The organism is Persicobacter psychrovividus (assembly GCF_036492425.1).
GTDB lineage: Bacteria > Bacteroidota > Bacteroidia > Cytophagales > Cyclobacteriaceae > Persicobacter > Persicobacter psychrovividus.
This window is the reverse complement of the sequence record NZ_AP025295.1, coordinates 313,651-327,945: the sequence shown is the minus strand read 5'-3', so window position 1 is coordinate 327,945 and position 14,295 is coordinate 313,651. Positions and strand designations below refer to the sequence as shown.

Here is a 14,295-nt window from a genome sequence, read left to right as displayed (position 1 = left end):
AGATCCCAATAAAAATTATGCTTCAATTAATTCCTGTGCTTTGGCGTGATCCGCCAAAAATTGTGCAAGCCCTTTGTCTGTTAAAGGGTGTTTTGTCAGGTTGGTGATAACTTTGAACGGACAGGTGGCAACATGCGCTCCTGCTTTGGCACAATCCAAAAGGTGCAAAGAACCACGTACCGATGCGGCCAATACCTCGGTATTCAGCGATGGATAATTGTTGAAAATAGTAACAATATCACGGATCAATGTCATCCCTTCCGTAGCGATATCATCCAATCGGCCGATAAAAGGTGATACATAAGTCGCACCCGCTTTGGCTGCAATAAGAGCTTGTGTGGCAGAGAAAATCAAGGTACAGTTCGTTCGGATTCCCTTATCAGAAAGGTACTTGATCGCTTTTACACCTGCTTCGATCATAGGAATCTTCACTACAATCTTTGGATCAATCGCTGCTAAAGCGACGCCTTCCTTAATCATGCCTTCATAATCTGTAGAAATAACCTCTGCAGATACTTTGTCATCCACTAAATCACAGATGGCTTTATAATGTGCCAAAACGGCCTCATCACCTGCAATTCCCTCTTTGGCCATCAAAGATGGGTTGGTGGTTACGCCATCCAAAATACCCAAATCTTGTGCTTGGCGAATCTCACTTAGGTTGGCGGTATCAATAAAAAATTTCATAATTGCTAAAATAAAAATGGAAATAGACTTTTGTCAGTATTAAGATAAAGTATAATAATCGAATTTTTAACCCCATTTTAGGTTTAAAACAAAAAAAGCGGTTTCGCAACCGTTCCCATCACCGATATATGCTTCAGGAATCGGCAAAAAACAAACAGGCACCATTTGTTATGGTTTTAAACTAAAGTAACATGCGCAAGGCCGCCAATATTTGTCCACAACCAATAAAGTTTCTATTTTTGACTTCTAATCTACGAAAATAATGAAAGCATACTTATCAATTATCCTTGGTGCGGTGGTATTGTTTTCCTGTAACAGTCCTCAGGAGAAAACCATTCAGCAGGTGCTTAGCCCTGAAGACCAAATTGCTGCCAATGCAGATCAGCATTATAACAGCTTCAAAGAAACCAAAAGCTACCCATTTTCATTTGGTGGAGATTCACAATATGAAGTATCAAGATATGACTCCGACAGCTTTCCGACCTATATGCAGGTACGCATAAACGCCGGAGATTATGGGCATGAGGAAAGTCAATTCTATCTGGATCGAAACAATCAGTTGCTGCTGATCACTCAAAATGGTTTGAGACGTGGGCCCGAGCTGCCCAGGGGCGGAGAGTTTTATGAAAGGAAGGTATATATTACGGCGGATACTATAAGAGTGGCCAAAGAAAAAACAGCGAGTCACAAAGAGGATTTGCAAAATGCAAAGTGGGAAACCTGGAAGCCAAAATCGCTTACCGAAGGCCAGTTCCGCCCAATATGGATGCTCAAGCATAATTACTATGATGCCGTAGCAGCGCAAGGAAACTTTGATTGGCACTTTGAACAAATTCAAAAGATTTCCGATGATATCAGTTTAATTGTACTAAATGGAAAAGAGCATGTTCAAAGTTCCTTCTTTGTGCACCCCAGCAAGGCCACGGGCTTACTTAAAGAATTAATTGATAAGCCTGAAGATTTCAAGGGCCAAAAAATTGAGGTGCAGTTGGTGAAAGAGGAACTTAATGGCGACATCGTGAATTTTGCCAAGTCGGCAAAAAAATAATCGAGGGATAAGGTGATCGGCAGGAAACTGAAAGACTATTATTATTTCCCAAATTATTATTTTATTGTATTTCCTTTATGCATAAATTGGGAGAAAATAACTCATATCAAACAATGATCGATCTTCTTAATAATAAAGAGTCAATAGTTAACTTTATCAACAGATTTTTTGTCGCTGTTGATGACCGTAATTGGCCTATCGTGCAGCGCCAATTTGCACCTGAAGTGGTGCTTGATTACTCCTCGATGGGCGCGGGCCCTGCAGGAACTGTTCGCCCTGAGGAAATCATTACAGAATGGAAAAAACTCCTTCCAGGATTTGACAACACTCACCACCAGGTCGGCAACCACGTTATTGAGCATTCGCAGAATAACACCACAGTGGTTTGTTATGCCACTGCATCGCATTATCTGTATAATGATTCAGGAGACCATATTTGGCGAGTGGTTGGGACGTACAATTTTGAAATTGCTCCGAACGAGCACAATAAATGGCGAATTCACCTGTTAAGATTCAATCTGAAGTTTACCGAGGGCAACGAACTTCTTCCAGAAATTGCCAAAAAGAAAATTAAGGAAAGCACCGTAAGCTAATCACCGAATAAAAAGCGCGATCTACCACAGATCGCGTTTTTTATTTTTAAAGAAAGTTGTAAGAAATGAGCTGGAACCTGATACAAAAGCAGCCCCAATCATTTCGTGCTTTGAGTATTTCTTGAGCGTTCAATTAATCGAAAAATCCGCCGCCGTCACTGTCACTATCGTCGCCACCAAAGTCAAAGAAGCTGCCACCATCGTCAGAACTCCCGCTGTCAAAAAAGTCAAACAAACCACCACCACCACTGTCGCCGTCTGAATCACTGCTGTCGCTGAAGAAGTCGAAAAAGCTGCCACTGTCATCCGAAGCATCATCATTGCTGCCAAAATCAAAAAAGCTGCCTTCGTTATCTGAGGAATCATCCTCTAAAAAGCTGCCCTGTTCCTCCTGATCCTGGTATTGACTGTAATCATTGTCCCCACCATCGGAATAGTCATAATCATTGCCATCAAAATCATGATCATCAAAATCGTGTTGCTCATGCTCCATATTCTGTTCATGGAAAGCTTCCATGCGCTCTTGGGTTGTCAATCCATAGTCAAACAAGGCGATATCACCCGCTTCTACACCATCAAGATAACCCATTTCATAACCATCGTGATTCACCACATAAGTATTATGAATATGAATATTATGACTGCGGCTCATGCCCGACCATAACATCGCATAAAACAATGCATCTGAAAAACCATAGTATTGATCGTAATGCTGATATGATGAACCTGCTGCAGAGGGCACGTCTTCCTCCTCAGGAACGATCATTTTCTGACTAAACGAAACGGCTATTTCATCCACACGAATGAACATCGCCAAAGTGCTTTTCAGCTCTTTAACAAAAGATTCAAACTCTACCCGTTTCCCTTCCACAAATTGATTGTAGGACTCTTGCGTCTGGAAAATAGTCTCCATTCTTTTGCGCATCTGGGCACTTGTCGCCCCATTTGCCGCCTTGAATTCCTTAATAAAACCATCCACCTTCACTTCAATAGGAAAAGTACCTACATCATGTGTTCGGTTAATGGTTACCTCAATGATATAATTAAAAGAGCCGTGGCTATGCTCCAACACCAAAAATAGCTGTTTAAAAAATTTAGCCATCGACTGATCAATGCGCATGTCATAATTTTCAAACGCTTCATCAAAATCATCTTCTTTACCTTCCCTGTCGAGGTAAAAATCAATATCATCATGAGATAACCGAATGATATTATTCACCTGTACCCTTTGCAAGCCCAACTTAAGTTGTTCTAAAATGGCTACCGCAGTAAAAGTTTCAATTTCTTCTTTTCTGCTGCTGAGGCCAAAAGTAAGGTTATGACAAAACTTTCGAAAGCCACCAGTCGGAACAACACGCTGAATTTTTGTCAGTTGGCTTGGGTCAACACCCATACTTGCATTAAATATCATAACAATGAGGTTTGTGTTTTTTACAATGTTAAAAGCAAAAAATAGACCATAATAATTTTTAATGGTAAGATCTACATATTGTTAAGGATTTCAAAAATAATTGTACTTTCTATGAGTCTGTTTAAAAACTTACAATCCTGCCGCAAATTATAATTTATAATACGCTCCAAGGTAACTTCCAAAAAGCTTAAAAATTAGAAAAAATATCTACACTATCGAAAAAAAAATTCTTCAACCGTAAACTTATCAAAGCTTTAAAACCGTAAAATATATAACGTGAATCATACGTACAAAAGCCATTTTTTAGGGAGTATAAGCACTTTTGATGGATTTGAACAAACGAAATTCATGTTAAGACTTACATTTGAACCCTTAATCATAAAAATCATTTTCAATAAATTATACTTTATAACAAAGCACATTAGCTTTAACACTGATGGTGTTTTACTCCTTAACAATAAAGTATAACCCTATGAACTCACTATTCCAGCAAATTGTATTTATTGATGATGATGAAGCCACCAATTTTCTGAATAGAATAATTACTAACAGTTTAAAAATCACCAACCAAGTGGTTCTTTTTGACAATCCAAAAGAGGCCATCTCGCACCTTAAACAGCAATTGCCCAATGGTCCTGAACTGCTTTTCCTCGACATTAATATGCCAGAAATGGATGGTTGGGAATTTTTAAAATATTTTGAAGAAATTCAGCAACAACAACAAGTACCTACTAAATTATTTTTACTAACAACTTCCAATAGCCAAAGAGACATGATCAAATCAAGGTATCATTCTTTAGTCAATGAATTTATTCAAAAGCCTTTATCCCGCAGACATATCAAAGACATATTAGCTAAACACTACTCACTAAACTATCAAAACTATGACTTCACTAACCAAAATTTTGCTAATTGATGATGAAGAAGCCACCAATTTCTACCACAAGCACATTATCTCAGAAATTGGGGTAGCAGAAAAGATAGAATGCTTCGAAAACGGCACGGATGCCATCAATTATTTGTTGAAAAATAATGAGGATAACGATCGGACCCTCATCTTTTTAGATCTCAATATGCCTGGAATATCGGGCTGGGAGTTCATGGAAATTTTCGGGAACCTCAAAAGCATCACAGACTTCAGAAATACAAAGCTTTATATTCTGACCACCTCTGTACACGATGATGATGAATTCAAAGCCTTGGAAGACATGAGTATCAATGGATTTATCAATAAGCCGCTGACCCAAGCCTCGGTAGAGGATATTATCGAAAAACATTTCAAGGCCGATCAAGTCTAAGAGCTTTTCACTTTTCCCCACCCTATTTACTGTTTCTCTACTTTTTGTTGTCGAGCATCAAAATTATTATATAAAATAGATTATAATTTTATTTTTTTGACACGATTTTTGATGTGGTACGTTGAATTTGACAACTACCGTATAACTGATGAAAAAAAACGACAACCTGACAGGCACGCTAATCGTGCTCATTTTACTTTGGCTACCCTTTTCCCCACCACACCTTTTTGCTCAAAATACCAACAACAGCTTCTTAAAAATAAAATCGCAATCGGGAAAAGTACTTTTAACCAACGATTTTCTGAAAGGCGATAACGAAACTTCTTCGCCTATCGATTATTACCATGCATATGCCCTTGAATATGGTCGGCAAACTGCGGGCAATAAGGCTTGGGAACGTGCTTACTTAATGCCTAAATATGGCCTGGGCTTTTATACTGCCGCTTTTTTTTATGACCAGGAAAATGAGGATCAGAGATTAGCAGCCAATGAACTTGGCCACCCCATGGCTGTTTACGCCTTTTTTGAAGGCCCATTTAAAAGGTGGCACCGATTTAGTTTACAATATCGGATGGCCTTTGGTCTGACTTACAATTGGAATGCCTACGACCCTGATGACAATCATTTTCAGGTGGCTATTGGATCAAAAAAAACAGTTTATATCGAGGCGGGTACTTTTGTGGATTATATGGTCAGCCCAAGATGGAATTTGCAGGCAGGTTTTTCTGCCACGCACTTTTCAAATGGAGCGACAACAACGCCCAATTATGGAGTCAACCTATTTGCCCCCTACCTGAGTGTACAATATAATTTCAACGATAATATTGCACCCAAATTTAATGAGCGTGTACGGGAACCCTTTGAAAAAAAGGATGAAGTTAATATCGGGTACGCCATGGGTGTCAAACAAATCAGCAATCCACAAAATACGCCGAATACCCCTTTCCCTGATCTTAACTTCGTAACCGCCAATATTAACACCAACTACATGCGACGCATCAGTCAGAAATCAAAGATTGGTGTAGGTATTGACCTGAATTTCGATGAGTCAAGTCATGCACAGGTTCGTGAAGACGAGCAAGGTATTCCTGAAAAGGAAAAGAATAAATTAATCTACAAGCTAAGTGCGGGCTCGTATGTCGGCTATGAATTAGTGGTCAATAAAGTATCTTTGGTGATGAATGTGGGCGCCTACCTGTTGCGCGAGCATTACGAGGGCATGAAACCAGTCATGTACCAACGTTTGGGGGTAAAATACCAGGCGACTGATCACCTGTATGGCGGAATTTACGTGCGTGCTTACAAATTCGGTATCGCCGATTTTATAGAATGGCAAGTAGGCTACCGATTCATTAAAAGCTAAAACGACCATGAAAAAAAGATGCCCTTGGGCAGAGGTGGATGACCTCTACCGAAACTACCATGACAACGAATGGGGTAAACCTGTTCATGACGACCGCCTGCTGTTTGAAATGCTCAACCTTGAAGGGGCACAAGCAGGAATTTCCTGGCATATCATCCTCAAAAAAAGAAAGGCTTACCAGGAATTGTTCTTGAATTTTGATGCTGAAGCCTTATTGGCCACTTCTGCCGATTACCGTGAACACCTTTTGCTGGAGCCTGGAATCATCAGAAATAAACTAAAAATAAAGGCCGTATTTACCAATGCCACGGCCTTTTTGAAGGTGAAAGAGGAATTTGGCTCATTCGATCAGTACCTGTGGGGTTTTGTTGATCATCAGCCTATCGACAATAAATTTACTACACTAAGCGAGGTTCCTGCCGAGTCAGAAATCTCTATTCAATTGAGTAAAGACCTGAAAAAAAGAGGGTTCAAATTCGTCGGTCCAAAAATCATTTATGCCTACATGCAGGCTATCGGAATGGTGAACGATCACCTCATGGATTGTCCCTGTCACTAAATAAATATTAATGGGTATAAAAATTATGTTTTTACATATTTGATCATAAATTTGTGGTTGATCAACCTATACCTATGAAACATTTTACCTACATTTTTGCGGCTGCTTTTTTGCTGCTTATGGGGCCATTCAGTGCCACAGCAAGTTCATTGGACAGCCTTAAACAACATAACAAACGAAACTTCCATCTTCGTTTTAAATACCAGGCCGGCGCTGTTTTACTGACCAATGATTTCCTTAAAGGAAACTTGGGAGACAATAAGGAATATGCCGACTTACCCGCAACAGATTATTACCAATCTTTTGCTATTGAATTTGGAAAACAAACTTTTGGAGAGCACGACTGGGAACATGCCTATAACTTTCCGAAATACGGTATTGGCTTTTACACCGCGCATTTTTTCGATGTAAATAATGCCGAAGTTTCCAGTTTACTCGGGCAGCCATCAGCTATTTACGGGTATTTTGAAGGGCCTTTCAAACGGTGGAACCGATTCAGCTTTGGCTACAGAATAGGTTTCGGACTTACCTATAACTGGAATCCGTACCACCCAGCAGACAACCCATTTCAAATTGCCATTGGTTCTTCTAAGACCGTGTATATTGAAGCAGCCCTGAAGGTAGATTACGAACTTACGGACCGTTGGGAACTTTCTGCTGGTGCTGGGTTTACTCACTTTTCAAATGGAGCCTCATCAACGCCTAATTATGGAATTAACCTGATGGCACCTTATTTGGCGGTTCAGTACAATTTCAATAATAACTTGCGACGGGATTTGGTAAGAAAACAGTTAGATCCAATAGAAAAGAAAAAAGAATTAAATATTGGTTTGTCGTTCACTTCAAAACAAATTGATTTTGATACTGATAAAGTAGGCGAAGAAAACAGATATGCGAATATTGATTACCTTGCCGTTAACCTGACCGCTTATTACATGAAGCGTATCAGTCAGAAATCAAAATTTGGTGCAGGGCTTGACTTAAACTATGACGAGTCGATCAATGCACAGGTGGATTTCAACGAAGGAGGAGAACTGGAAAAAGTAGAATCCTTACACAATGGCGACAAAGTAAGCCTTGGGGGATACGCTGCCTATGAATTGGTATTGGATCGTCTTTCAATCTTGATCAATGCAGGAGCATACATTTTAAGAAAGGATGATTACAGTGGTGTAAAACCGATCATGTACCAAAGAATTGGTCTGAAGTATAATGTTTACAATGATATTACCGCGGGAATATATGTCCGAGCTTATCACTTCTCAGTTGCTGATTTTCTCGAATGGCAAATCGGTTACCGTTTCGGCCAATAGGCGCTCATAAAGAAATGCTAAGAACCACCTTCGGGTGGTTTTTTCGTGGCATAAAAAAAGGGCGAAAACACAAAGTATTTCCGCCCCTCAACCCAACATCAACCTATGCAATTTAATTTGCAAGCTTTATGCCAAAATTGGGTCAGCCTTATATATATCGTAATTGTCTTAAATAATATTTGAATATTAACACAAAATCACCTCAACATGCTTAATTGTCTAATTTTCAATTATTTACATTTCCCAAAAAGGGACAATTAAACCCAGTTTGACATTATTTAGCGAAGGAAGCATCGTATTTGACCCCTCCGAACCAGTGCAAAAATATAATTCGGGAATACCTGAAAGTAAAAGGCAATAACGTGATGGCCACAATACTGATCCCCGCCAGGTACATCCAAAGGCTGGGTTCTTCTACCAGTACATTCAGGCCAATACTTACGGCAATAAAAATGGCAACAGAAACAGCGTAGGAAATGTACATTGCCCCGAAAAAGAACCCTGGTTCCACTTCAAATCGGAAATCACAGTGTGCACATTTTTCATTCATATCACTGAATTTATGCAATTTCGCCAAAGGGTACTGGAACATATCCCCCTGATGACACCTTGGGCACTTCCCTTCTAAAATAACTTTCGACATCCTTCCGTTTTTATTGATTTCACATCGAAAGATACAGCTTTTTAAGCAAATTAATGTTGATTTCAAATTACTTAAATCAGTCTGCTACGCTCTTTTTTCAACAATTTCAGTAGCCGTTTTATAAATTACATGAGATGGAACTGCTCCACGAACTGATTGAAGTGGGTAGATGACCGTATTTTTCCCAACAGCAAAGCCAGGGTTCAATACCGACTGGCACCCCACTTCCACAAAATCTCCCAATAAACCACTGAACTTCTCCAGCCCACTGGCGACATTTCGTCCATCAGGAAAGCGAATCACTATTTCGCCCTCAACCGATCGAAAATTCGACATAATTGCTCCTGCCCCCAAATGGGCCTTGTAACCCATGATGCCATCCCCAATATAGTTGAAATGTGGCGCCTGTGCGCCATCAAACAGGATGGCATGTTTAATCTCCGAAGAATTCCCGACAACACAGCCTCGCCCAATAATCACATTTGGCCTGAGGAGTGCCCCATGCCGAATCTCGGTACCACGCCCAATAATCGCAGGGCCAGTCATTTTCACATGCTCATCAATCATCACTCCTTCTTCCACCCACACCTGATGACCTATATGGTGAAAATCAGGTGGTAATTGATTAATCAGTTCAAGGATAATCTCAGGCAAATTGGCCAGCACCTCGAAAACAGACTGCTCCTTCAAATAAGGCCCAATCATGCTTTTGGAGAGATCAAAAAAATCGGTACTTCTCATCTTAAAAAAATTTAGTATCTTCTACCATGTCTTTTGCCACCTTTGGGCGGTGTGGGAACACTGACATTCCATCGTTTCAGAATGGCCACCCACTCATACTTTCTAACATAAGAAAGTCCGCCGTGAATCCCAAAAAGATCACTGAAGTCGGCATTTTTTAACTGTTCCTTTACTCTCTCCGCCATCTCGGCCAAGCTCCCCTGTCCAAACAACGCCTTCTTGGACTGTAAACCTATCAGCTTTCCAGCCATCATTGCCTGCTCAGCTTCAACCAACTGCTCCAAAGCCCTCAAATCTATGGCGTCTCTGTTTACGGATAACTCATCCCTGCCCCTGACCGACATTTTTGATCGGTCGCCAAAATGTTTCGCTGCCAATGACCAATTGAAAGGTTTCAGGTCCATAGAAAATACTCCTGCCTGCTGATACTCACGCGGCCCTGCAATTTCACGTGCACGCTGGGTTACCTCACGTACCTCATATTCGTCAAGCATCAACACATGATCAGCCACCCCGAAATAATCACCGATGCCGCCAATCACCAAAATCGTAGAGACCCCTTTGGCGCTCAACTCCTGAATTCGCTCGATATAAGCAGTGATCGGTTCTTTTGCTGTTGAAATCAGTTGTTGTACCTGCTGATCCCTGATCATAAAATTGGAGGCAGAAGTATCTTCATCAATCAAAAGGCACTTTGCTCCGCAGCCAATCGCCTCGATGATGTTGGTGGCCTGAGACGTGGAGCCAGAAGCATTTTCGGTACTGAACGACTGTGTATCTTTACGGTGAGGAAGGTTATTGATAAATGGGGAAATATCTACGGCATCAACATAACGCCCATCTTCGGCACGAACCTTCACCGCGTCTTCATCGGTAATGCACAATGTTCGACCATCGTTGGGAATATGATTATACACCCCCATTTCAAGGGCGTTCAACAAAGTAGATTTTCCATGAAATCCACCGCCAGTAATGACCGTGATTCCTTTGGGAATGGCCATGCCTGTAATCTTTTCCCCGTCAACATCAATGGTTTCCTCCATGGATTTCGGGCTCGAGAAAGGGACTGCATTAAGCATTGGCCGATCGTCTACACCTGATTTCCGCGCCAAAATACTGCCATTGGCAATGAACGCAAGCCATTGCTTTTACCTCAGTAAATCACGCACCTTTTCTGTCCGCTGATTGGTATTTACAAAGGCATCAATGCGTTTCGTATTCTGCTGATTGACTCGGAGGCTGGAGACCCAGGAAGGCAAATCCTCAAAGAACATCATGATGGCTTCCTTACCCAGGACACGGCGGCCTGCTGCAGGTAAACCCACAAAAAAAGTCAGAAAAAGCTGACCACCTTTAATTTCAACCGCTGACCTTCTGAACATCTGTTGCCCACATCGCTGCAGTTCGATCAGTCCGCTTTTACCACTCCCGCGTCGTGCACCACCTTTTAGGCCTTCTGCAGCAAGGTGATGGATTGCATTCTCCAGACCAACGATCTTCGCCTTATTGGAGTATAACGCATTCGGATAGCCAAAAGAAGCCAATGAAAAGTTCAGCCGCATCAAAGAGGGGCCTGCAAATGGATCCCCTTGTACCCTTACCACCTCAAGCTGATAATCATCGAACTGATAAGCACCTGCTATTTTGCGATAGGCGCCGTAAGATTGCCCATTGATCGTGGAAAGTAATTTTCTTAATTGGTTCATAAAATCTTTCTGAATTTAAAGCGATGAATTGAAATCCGCTGCTCAATTCAATCAACAGGACAAAAGTAATTGTAAAATTGGTCTGATGCTTCAATGTTGCAGACAATAATCCAGCATCAGGCTGCTTAATACAGTTCAACAAACAAGATAAAGTATCCAATTTCAATTTAATAATAGCTGAATTCGGCACATCGGTGATTATGGCATCATTTTTCATCACCTCTATTTTAACCTGCTATAAGAATACACCAATAAAGGTTAAACGGATTTAATAAATCATCTGTAAAAAGTATTCCTTTGATTAGTACAATAAAGCATTATCAATTCCTTGATTGTTTAACACAAAAACAATTGTATTAATATTTAAAGTCACCCTTTAACACCTTATCTTTCAAGTTTAAGTTGATAATTAATCAATAGTAATATATTTTAAATTTATCCTCCTAAAAAAAGACGATCGAATACCCCAACAAAACAGCTTGATAATCATTAAATTAGCCTTAGTAACTGCATTTATTCTGCAATAAATCATGCAATTACGGTAAAAAAAACTTAATTTAATGTGAAAGAAAATCATCATTGATTTCTTAAAAGGAGGTTTTGGTTCGAAATTTGTTACTATTACAAATGGAGGATTATTCATATAAACGCAATTCCGAAACATGAAAATTTTATTAGTTGAAGATGAATTCCAAATCTCGGAATTTATCAAAAAAGGATTAAGTGAAAGAAATTACGAAGTAGTTGTCGCTTCAGATGGTAAAACAGGCCTTGACCTGGCGACCTCAGATACTTATAATTTGATTATTCTGGATTTGATGCTGCCTAAGATGAACGGTATCGAAGTGTGTAAACACATCAGAATGACCAACTACGAAGTGCCAATCCTTATGCTTACCGCTTTGGATACCACTGACGATAAAGTAAAAGGTCTGAATGCGGGAGCTGATGATTACCTTCCTAAACCTTTTGATTTCGGTGAATTGGAAGCGCGTGTAAAAGCCCTTATCAGACGTTCAACTTTAGGTGCAAGTGCTCCTGTTGAAACTGAACACCGCAAATTGGCGGCTGCTGATTTGGTTTGCGATTTGGATAACAAACAAGTTACTCGCGACAGCAAGGAAATTCAGCTTACAGCTAAAGAATTTGCCCTTTTGGAATTGTTCCTGAGAAACAAAAACAAAGTATTGGACCGCGCGACTATCGCAGAGAAAATCTGGGGATTGACTTTCGATTCGGGAACCAACATTGTTGATGTTTATGTGAATTACCTTCGTAAGAAAGTAGATAAAGAATTCGACACCAAACTGATCCACACCCGTGTAGGTTTTGGTTATATTTTGAAGGATGAAGAAGCAGCTTCTGCATGAAAATCCGTTTAAAAATTGCCCTTAATACCACCCTTCTTTTTAGTGTCCTTTTGGCATTAATTCTTGGAGGGGTGTATTATATTACCCAGGCAATTATTGAAGTGAAATTTTATGAGCGACTGGAACAACGGGTTCAGATTGTCTCTAAGATTTACTTTGAAAAGGATGAACTTGAGGCCACCATTTATGCGGATTTTGCCGCAAGGTACCTCAAAAAGCTTCCTGAAGAAATTGATCAGATTTTTGATGATCAGATGAGTCCAGTGCTTCCGCCACTGCTCCCAGAGTTTGAAGATATGCCCTTTACCTTCAATAATGTCAGGGAGCAAAAGGTGGTGCAGTTCTCAGCCAACAAGCGATTGTATGTTGCCAAATATAAGCGCGATAATACAGGAGAATATATTGTGGTTGTTTGTGCTCAGGACTCCAATGGCGAGCAATACCTGAGTACTTTATGGCTCATTATGCTCTTCAGTTATTTAGTCAGTTTGGTGACGGTAATGCTGACGAGCTGGTTTTTTGCAGAAAAAGTACTGAGGCCGATCAATTCAGTGATTCGTGGGGTAGGAAACATCACCACCTCTAATCTTGAAGAGCGGCTTCCTGAAGGAAATGGCAAGGATGAAATTGCGCAACTGGCGAATTCATTTAATGGTATGCTCGACCGTATTCAGGAGGGCTTTCAGCAGCAAAAAAGCTTTGTTTCAAATGCCAGTCATGAATTGCGCACACCACTTACCGCCCTTATTGGGGAGTTGGAAGTGATGCTGATGCGTGAACGATCGGTGGAAGAATATCACGAAGGAGTAAGTACAGCGCTAATCCGTGCAAAATCCCTGCGCGAAATTATTAATCAGTTGCTGACTTTGGCCAAAACAAGTGAAGGCTTGCTGGCTGAAAAACTGGTTCCTGTACGACTGGATGAACTGATATTTGAAATTCAGATGCAACACCCACAGGGAGAAATCAAACTTGATTTTTGGGATATGCCTGAAGATGCTGACGACATGGAAATCATGGGTAACGAAGGCTTGCTGAGATTAGCGATTGGAAACCTGGCAGAAAATGCCTTGAAGTACTCTCAAAAAAGACCTGTAGAGATACAGTATTACCATGAAGGTCCCGTTGCCAACATCAGAATTATTGATAAAGGTATTGGTATTGATCCTGAGGATGTCCGTAAGGTTACCCAGCCATTTTACCGATCGCAACGTGCCAAAGATTTTGCACCAGGGAACGGTATTGGACTGGCCTTGGCTGCCAAAATTATTGCCATTTGTGGCGGCCGACTGGAACTCAGTTCCAAAGTTGGGGAAGGCACCACGGCACATTGTCAATTTAAGATGAAAAAATAATTTAAAGCACGCTGATCACAGCGTGCTTTTTTGTTTTCTTACATGGCAAGTTTAAAGTAAGGTCATCCTAAATATGTATCGATCAGCTACTTTTTAAACAAAAATAATTCAACAATTAGTGCACTTGCATAGGTTTATTCGTAACTGTAAAAAAGCATTTACCCAATAACCTAACCTTATGTGCCTACCGCCAAAAAGCGCTGCAATA

The 14,295-nt window shown here is 40.5% G+C and carries 15 protein-coding genes and 1 pseudogene; 9 read left to right on the top strand and 7 right to left on the bottom strand.

Annotation, left to right across the window (positions count from 1 at the left end):
* Positions 1 to 15: 15 nt before the first annotated feature.
* Positions 16 to 687, bottom strand: coding sequence for a fructose-6-phosphate aldolase (gene fsa / locus AABK40_RS20250; protein WP_338398927.1), 672 nt, complete (start codon positions 685 to 687; stop codon positions 16 to 18).
* Positions 688 to 949: 262 nt separating this feature from the next.
* Here fsa and AABK40_RS20245 point away from each other — a divergent pair, with 262 nt between their 5' ends.
* Positions 950 to 1,735: a hypothetical protein gene (locus AABK40_RS20245; RefSeq protein WP_332920161.1), complete on the top strand. Its 786-nt coding sequence runs from the start codon at positions 950 to 952 to the stop codon at positions 1,733 to 1,735.
* Positions 1,736 to 1,848: 113 nt separating this feature from the next.
* Complete coding sequence (locus AABK40_RS20240) at positions 1,849 to 2,328, top strand: nuclear transport factor 2 family protein (protein WP_332920160.1); 480 nt, start codon at positions 1,849 to 1,851, stop codon at positions 2,326 to 2,328.
* A gap of 133 nt (positions 2,329 to 2,461) precedes the next feature.
* On the opposite strand, the gene AABK40_RS20235 is transcribed toward AABK40_RS20240, so the two are convergent.
* Positions 2,462 to 3,739, bottom strand: a complete 1,278-nt coding sequence (locus tag AABK40_RS20235; RefSeq protein ID WP_338398926.1) for a hypothetical protein — start codon at positions 3,737 to 3,739, stop codon at positions 2,462 to 2,464.
* Positions 3,740 to 4,211: 472 nt separating this feature from the next.
* On the opposite strand from AABK40_RS20235, the gene AABK40_RS20230 reads away from it, so the two are divergent.
* The 5 genes from AABK40_RS20230 to AABK40_RS20210 all read left to right on the top strand — a co-directional run bounded on the left by AABK40_RS20230 (position 4,212) and on the right by AABK40_RS20210 (position 8,272).
* Positions 4,212 to 4,655, top strand: a complete 444-nt coding sequence (locus AABK40_RS20230; protein ID WP_338398925.1) for a response regulator — start codon at positions 4,212 to 4,214, stop codon at positions 4,653 to 4,655.
* The gene (locus AABK40_RS20225; RefSeq protein WP_338398924.1) at positions 4,624 to 5,037 is read left to right on the top strand and encodes a response regulator; all 414 of its coding nucleotides are present in this window, start codon (positions 4,624 to 4,626) and stop codon (positions 5,035 to 5,037) included. The genes AABK40_RS20230 and AABK40_RS20225 overlap by 32 nt, the downstream gene beginning before the upstream one ends.
* Before the next feature lie 148 nt (positions 5,038 to 5,185).
* Entirely contained in the window at positions 5,186 to 6,400 is a 1,215-nt protein-coding gene (locus tag AABK40_RS20220; protein ID WP_332920156.1) for an acyloxyacyl hydrolase, read from the top strand.
* A gap of 7 nt (positions 6,401 to 6,407) precedes the next feature.
* A complete protein-coding gene (locus AABK40_RS20215) occupies positions 6,408 to 6,959 on the top strand; it encodes a DNA-3-methyladenine glycosylase I (RefSeq protein WP_338398923.1) in 552 nt (183 codons plus the stop codon).
* A 74-nt stretch (positions 6,960 to 7,033) separates the two neighbouring features.
* Entirely contained in the window at positions 7,034 to 8,272 is a 1,239-nt protein-coding gene (locus tag AABK40_RS20210) for an acyloxyacyl hydrolase (protein WP_338398922.1), read from the top strand.
* A gap of 274 nt (positions 8,273 to 8,546) precedes the next feature.
* On the opposite strand, the gene AABK40_RS20205 is transcribed toward AABK40_RS20210, so the two are convergent.
* The 5 genes and pseudogenes from AABK40_RS20205 to AABK40_RS20185 all read right to left on the bottom strand — a co-directional run bounded on the left by AABK40_RS20205 (position 8,547) and on the right by AABK40_RS20185 (position 11,362).
* Entirely contained in the window at positions 8,547 to 8,915 is a 369-nt protein-coding gene (locus AABK40_RS20205; protein WP_332920153.1) for a DUF983 domain-containing protein, read from the bottom strand.
* An 84-nt stretch (positions 8,916 to 8,999) separates the two neighbouring features.
* Positions 9,000 to 9,656, bottom strand: a complete 657-nt coding sequence (locus AABK40_RS20200; protein WP_338398921.1) for an LbetaH domain-containing protein — start codon at positions 9,654 to 9,656, stop codon at positions 9,000 to 9,002.
* 11 nt (positions 9,657 to 9,667) lie between these two features.
* Positions 9,668 to 10,000 carry a hypothetical protein gene (locus AABK40_RS20195; protein WP_338399080.1) on the bottom strand — a complete coding sequence of 111 codons (333 nt, stop codon included), beginning with the start codon at positions 9,998 to 10,000 and terminating at the stop codon, positions 9,668 to 9,670.
* Positions 10,001 to 10,090: 90 nt separating this feature from the next.
* A pseudogene (locus AABK40_RS20190) lies at positions 10,091 to 10,789 on the bottom strand (P-loop domain-containing protein); the annotation flags it as partial.
* Positions 10,790 to 10,804: 15 nt separating this feature from the next.
* Complete coding sequence (locus AABK40_RS20185) at positions 10,805 to 11,362, bottom strand: ABC-ATPase domain-containing protein (protein WP_338398920.1); 558 nt, start codon at positions 11,360 to 11,362, stop codon at positions 10,805 to 10,807.
* A 662-nt stretch (positions 11,363 to 12,024) separates the two neighbouring features.
* On the opposite strand from AABK40_RS20185, the gene AABK40_RS20180 reads away from it, so the two are divergent.
* Positions 12,025 to 12,732 carry a response regulator transcription factor gene (locus tag AABK40_RS20180; protein ID WP_332920150.1) on the top strand — a complete coding sequence of 236 codons (708 nt, stop codon included), beginning with the start codon at positions 12,025 to 12,027 and terminating at the stop codon, positions 12,730 to 12,732.
* On the top strand, positions 12,729 to 14,087 hold the full coding sequence (locus tag AABK40_RS20175) for a sensor histidine kinase (RefSeq protein WP_332920149.1): 1,359 nt from the start codon (positions 12,729 to 12,731) through the stop codon (positions 14,085 to 14,087). The genes AABK40_RS20180 and AABK40_RS20175 overlap by 4 nt, the downstream gene beginning before the upstream one ends.
* Positions 14,088 to 14,295: the final 208 nt, after the last annotated feature.

Excerpts from the sequence above, each read along its gene's own strand:
- fsa (WP_338398927.1), bottom strand. The coding sequence starts at position 687 with ATGAAATTTTTTATTGATACCGCCAACCTAAGTGAGATTCGCCAAGCA.
- AABK40_RS20245 (WP_332920161.1), top strand. The coding sequence starts at position 950 with ATGAAAGCATACTTATCAATTATCCTTGGTGCGGTGGTATTGTTTTCC.
- AABK40_RS20240 (WP_332920160.1), top strand. The coding sequence starts at position 1,849 with ATGATCGATCTTCTTAATAATAAAGAGTCAATAGTTAACTTTATCAAC.
- AABK40_RS20235 (WP_338398926.1), bottom strand. The coding sequence starts at position 3,739 with ATGATATTTAATGCAAGTATGGGTGTTGACCCAAGCCAACTGACAAAA.
- AABK40_RS20230 (WP_338398925.1), top strand. The coding sequence starts at position 4,212 with ATGAACTCACTATTCCAGCAAATTGTATTTATTGATGATGATGAAGCC.
- AABK40_RS20225 (WP_338398924.1), top strand. The coding sequence starts at position 4,624 with ATGACTTCACTAACCAAAATTTTGCTAATTGATGATGAAGAAGCCACC.
- AABK40_RS20220 (WP_332920156.1), top strand. The coding sequence starts at position 5,186 with ATGAAAAAAAACGACAACCTGACAGGCACGCTAATCGTGCTCATTTTA.
- AABK40_RS20215 (WP_338398923.1), top strand. The coding sequence starts at position 6,408 with ATGAAAAAAAGATGCCCTTGGGCAGAGGTGGATGACCTCTACCGAAAC.
- AABK40_RS20210 (WP_338398922.1), top strand. The coding sequence starts at position 7,034 with ATGAAACATTTTACCTACATTTTTGCGGCTGCTTTTTTGCTGCTTATG.
- AABK40_RS20205 (WP_332920153.1), bottom strand. The coding sequence starts at position 8,915 with ATGTCGAAAGTTATTTTAGAAGGGAAGTGCCCAAGGTGTCATCAGGGG.
- AABK40_RS20200 (WP_338398921.1), bottom strand. The coding sequence starts at position 9,656 with ATGAGAAGTACCGATTTTTTTGATCTCTCCAAAAGCATGATTGGGCCT.
- AABK40_RS20195 (WP_338399080.1), bottom strand. The coding sequence starts at position 10,000 with ATGTCGGTCAGGGGCAGGGATGAGTTATCCGTAAACAGAGACGCCATA.
- AABK40_RS20185 (WP_338398920.1), bottom strand. The coding sequence starts at position 11,362 with ATGAACCAATTAAGAAAATTACTTTCCACGATCAATGGGCAATCTTAC.
- AABK40_RS20180 (WP_332920150.1), top strand. The coding sequence starts at position 12,025 with ATGAAAATTTTATTAGTTGAAGATGAATTCCAAATCTCGGAATTTATC.
- AABK40_RS20175 (WP_332920149.1), top strand. The coding sequence starts at position 12,729 with ATGAAAATCCGTTTAAAAATTGCCCTTAATACCACCCTTCTTTTTAGT.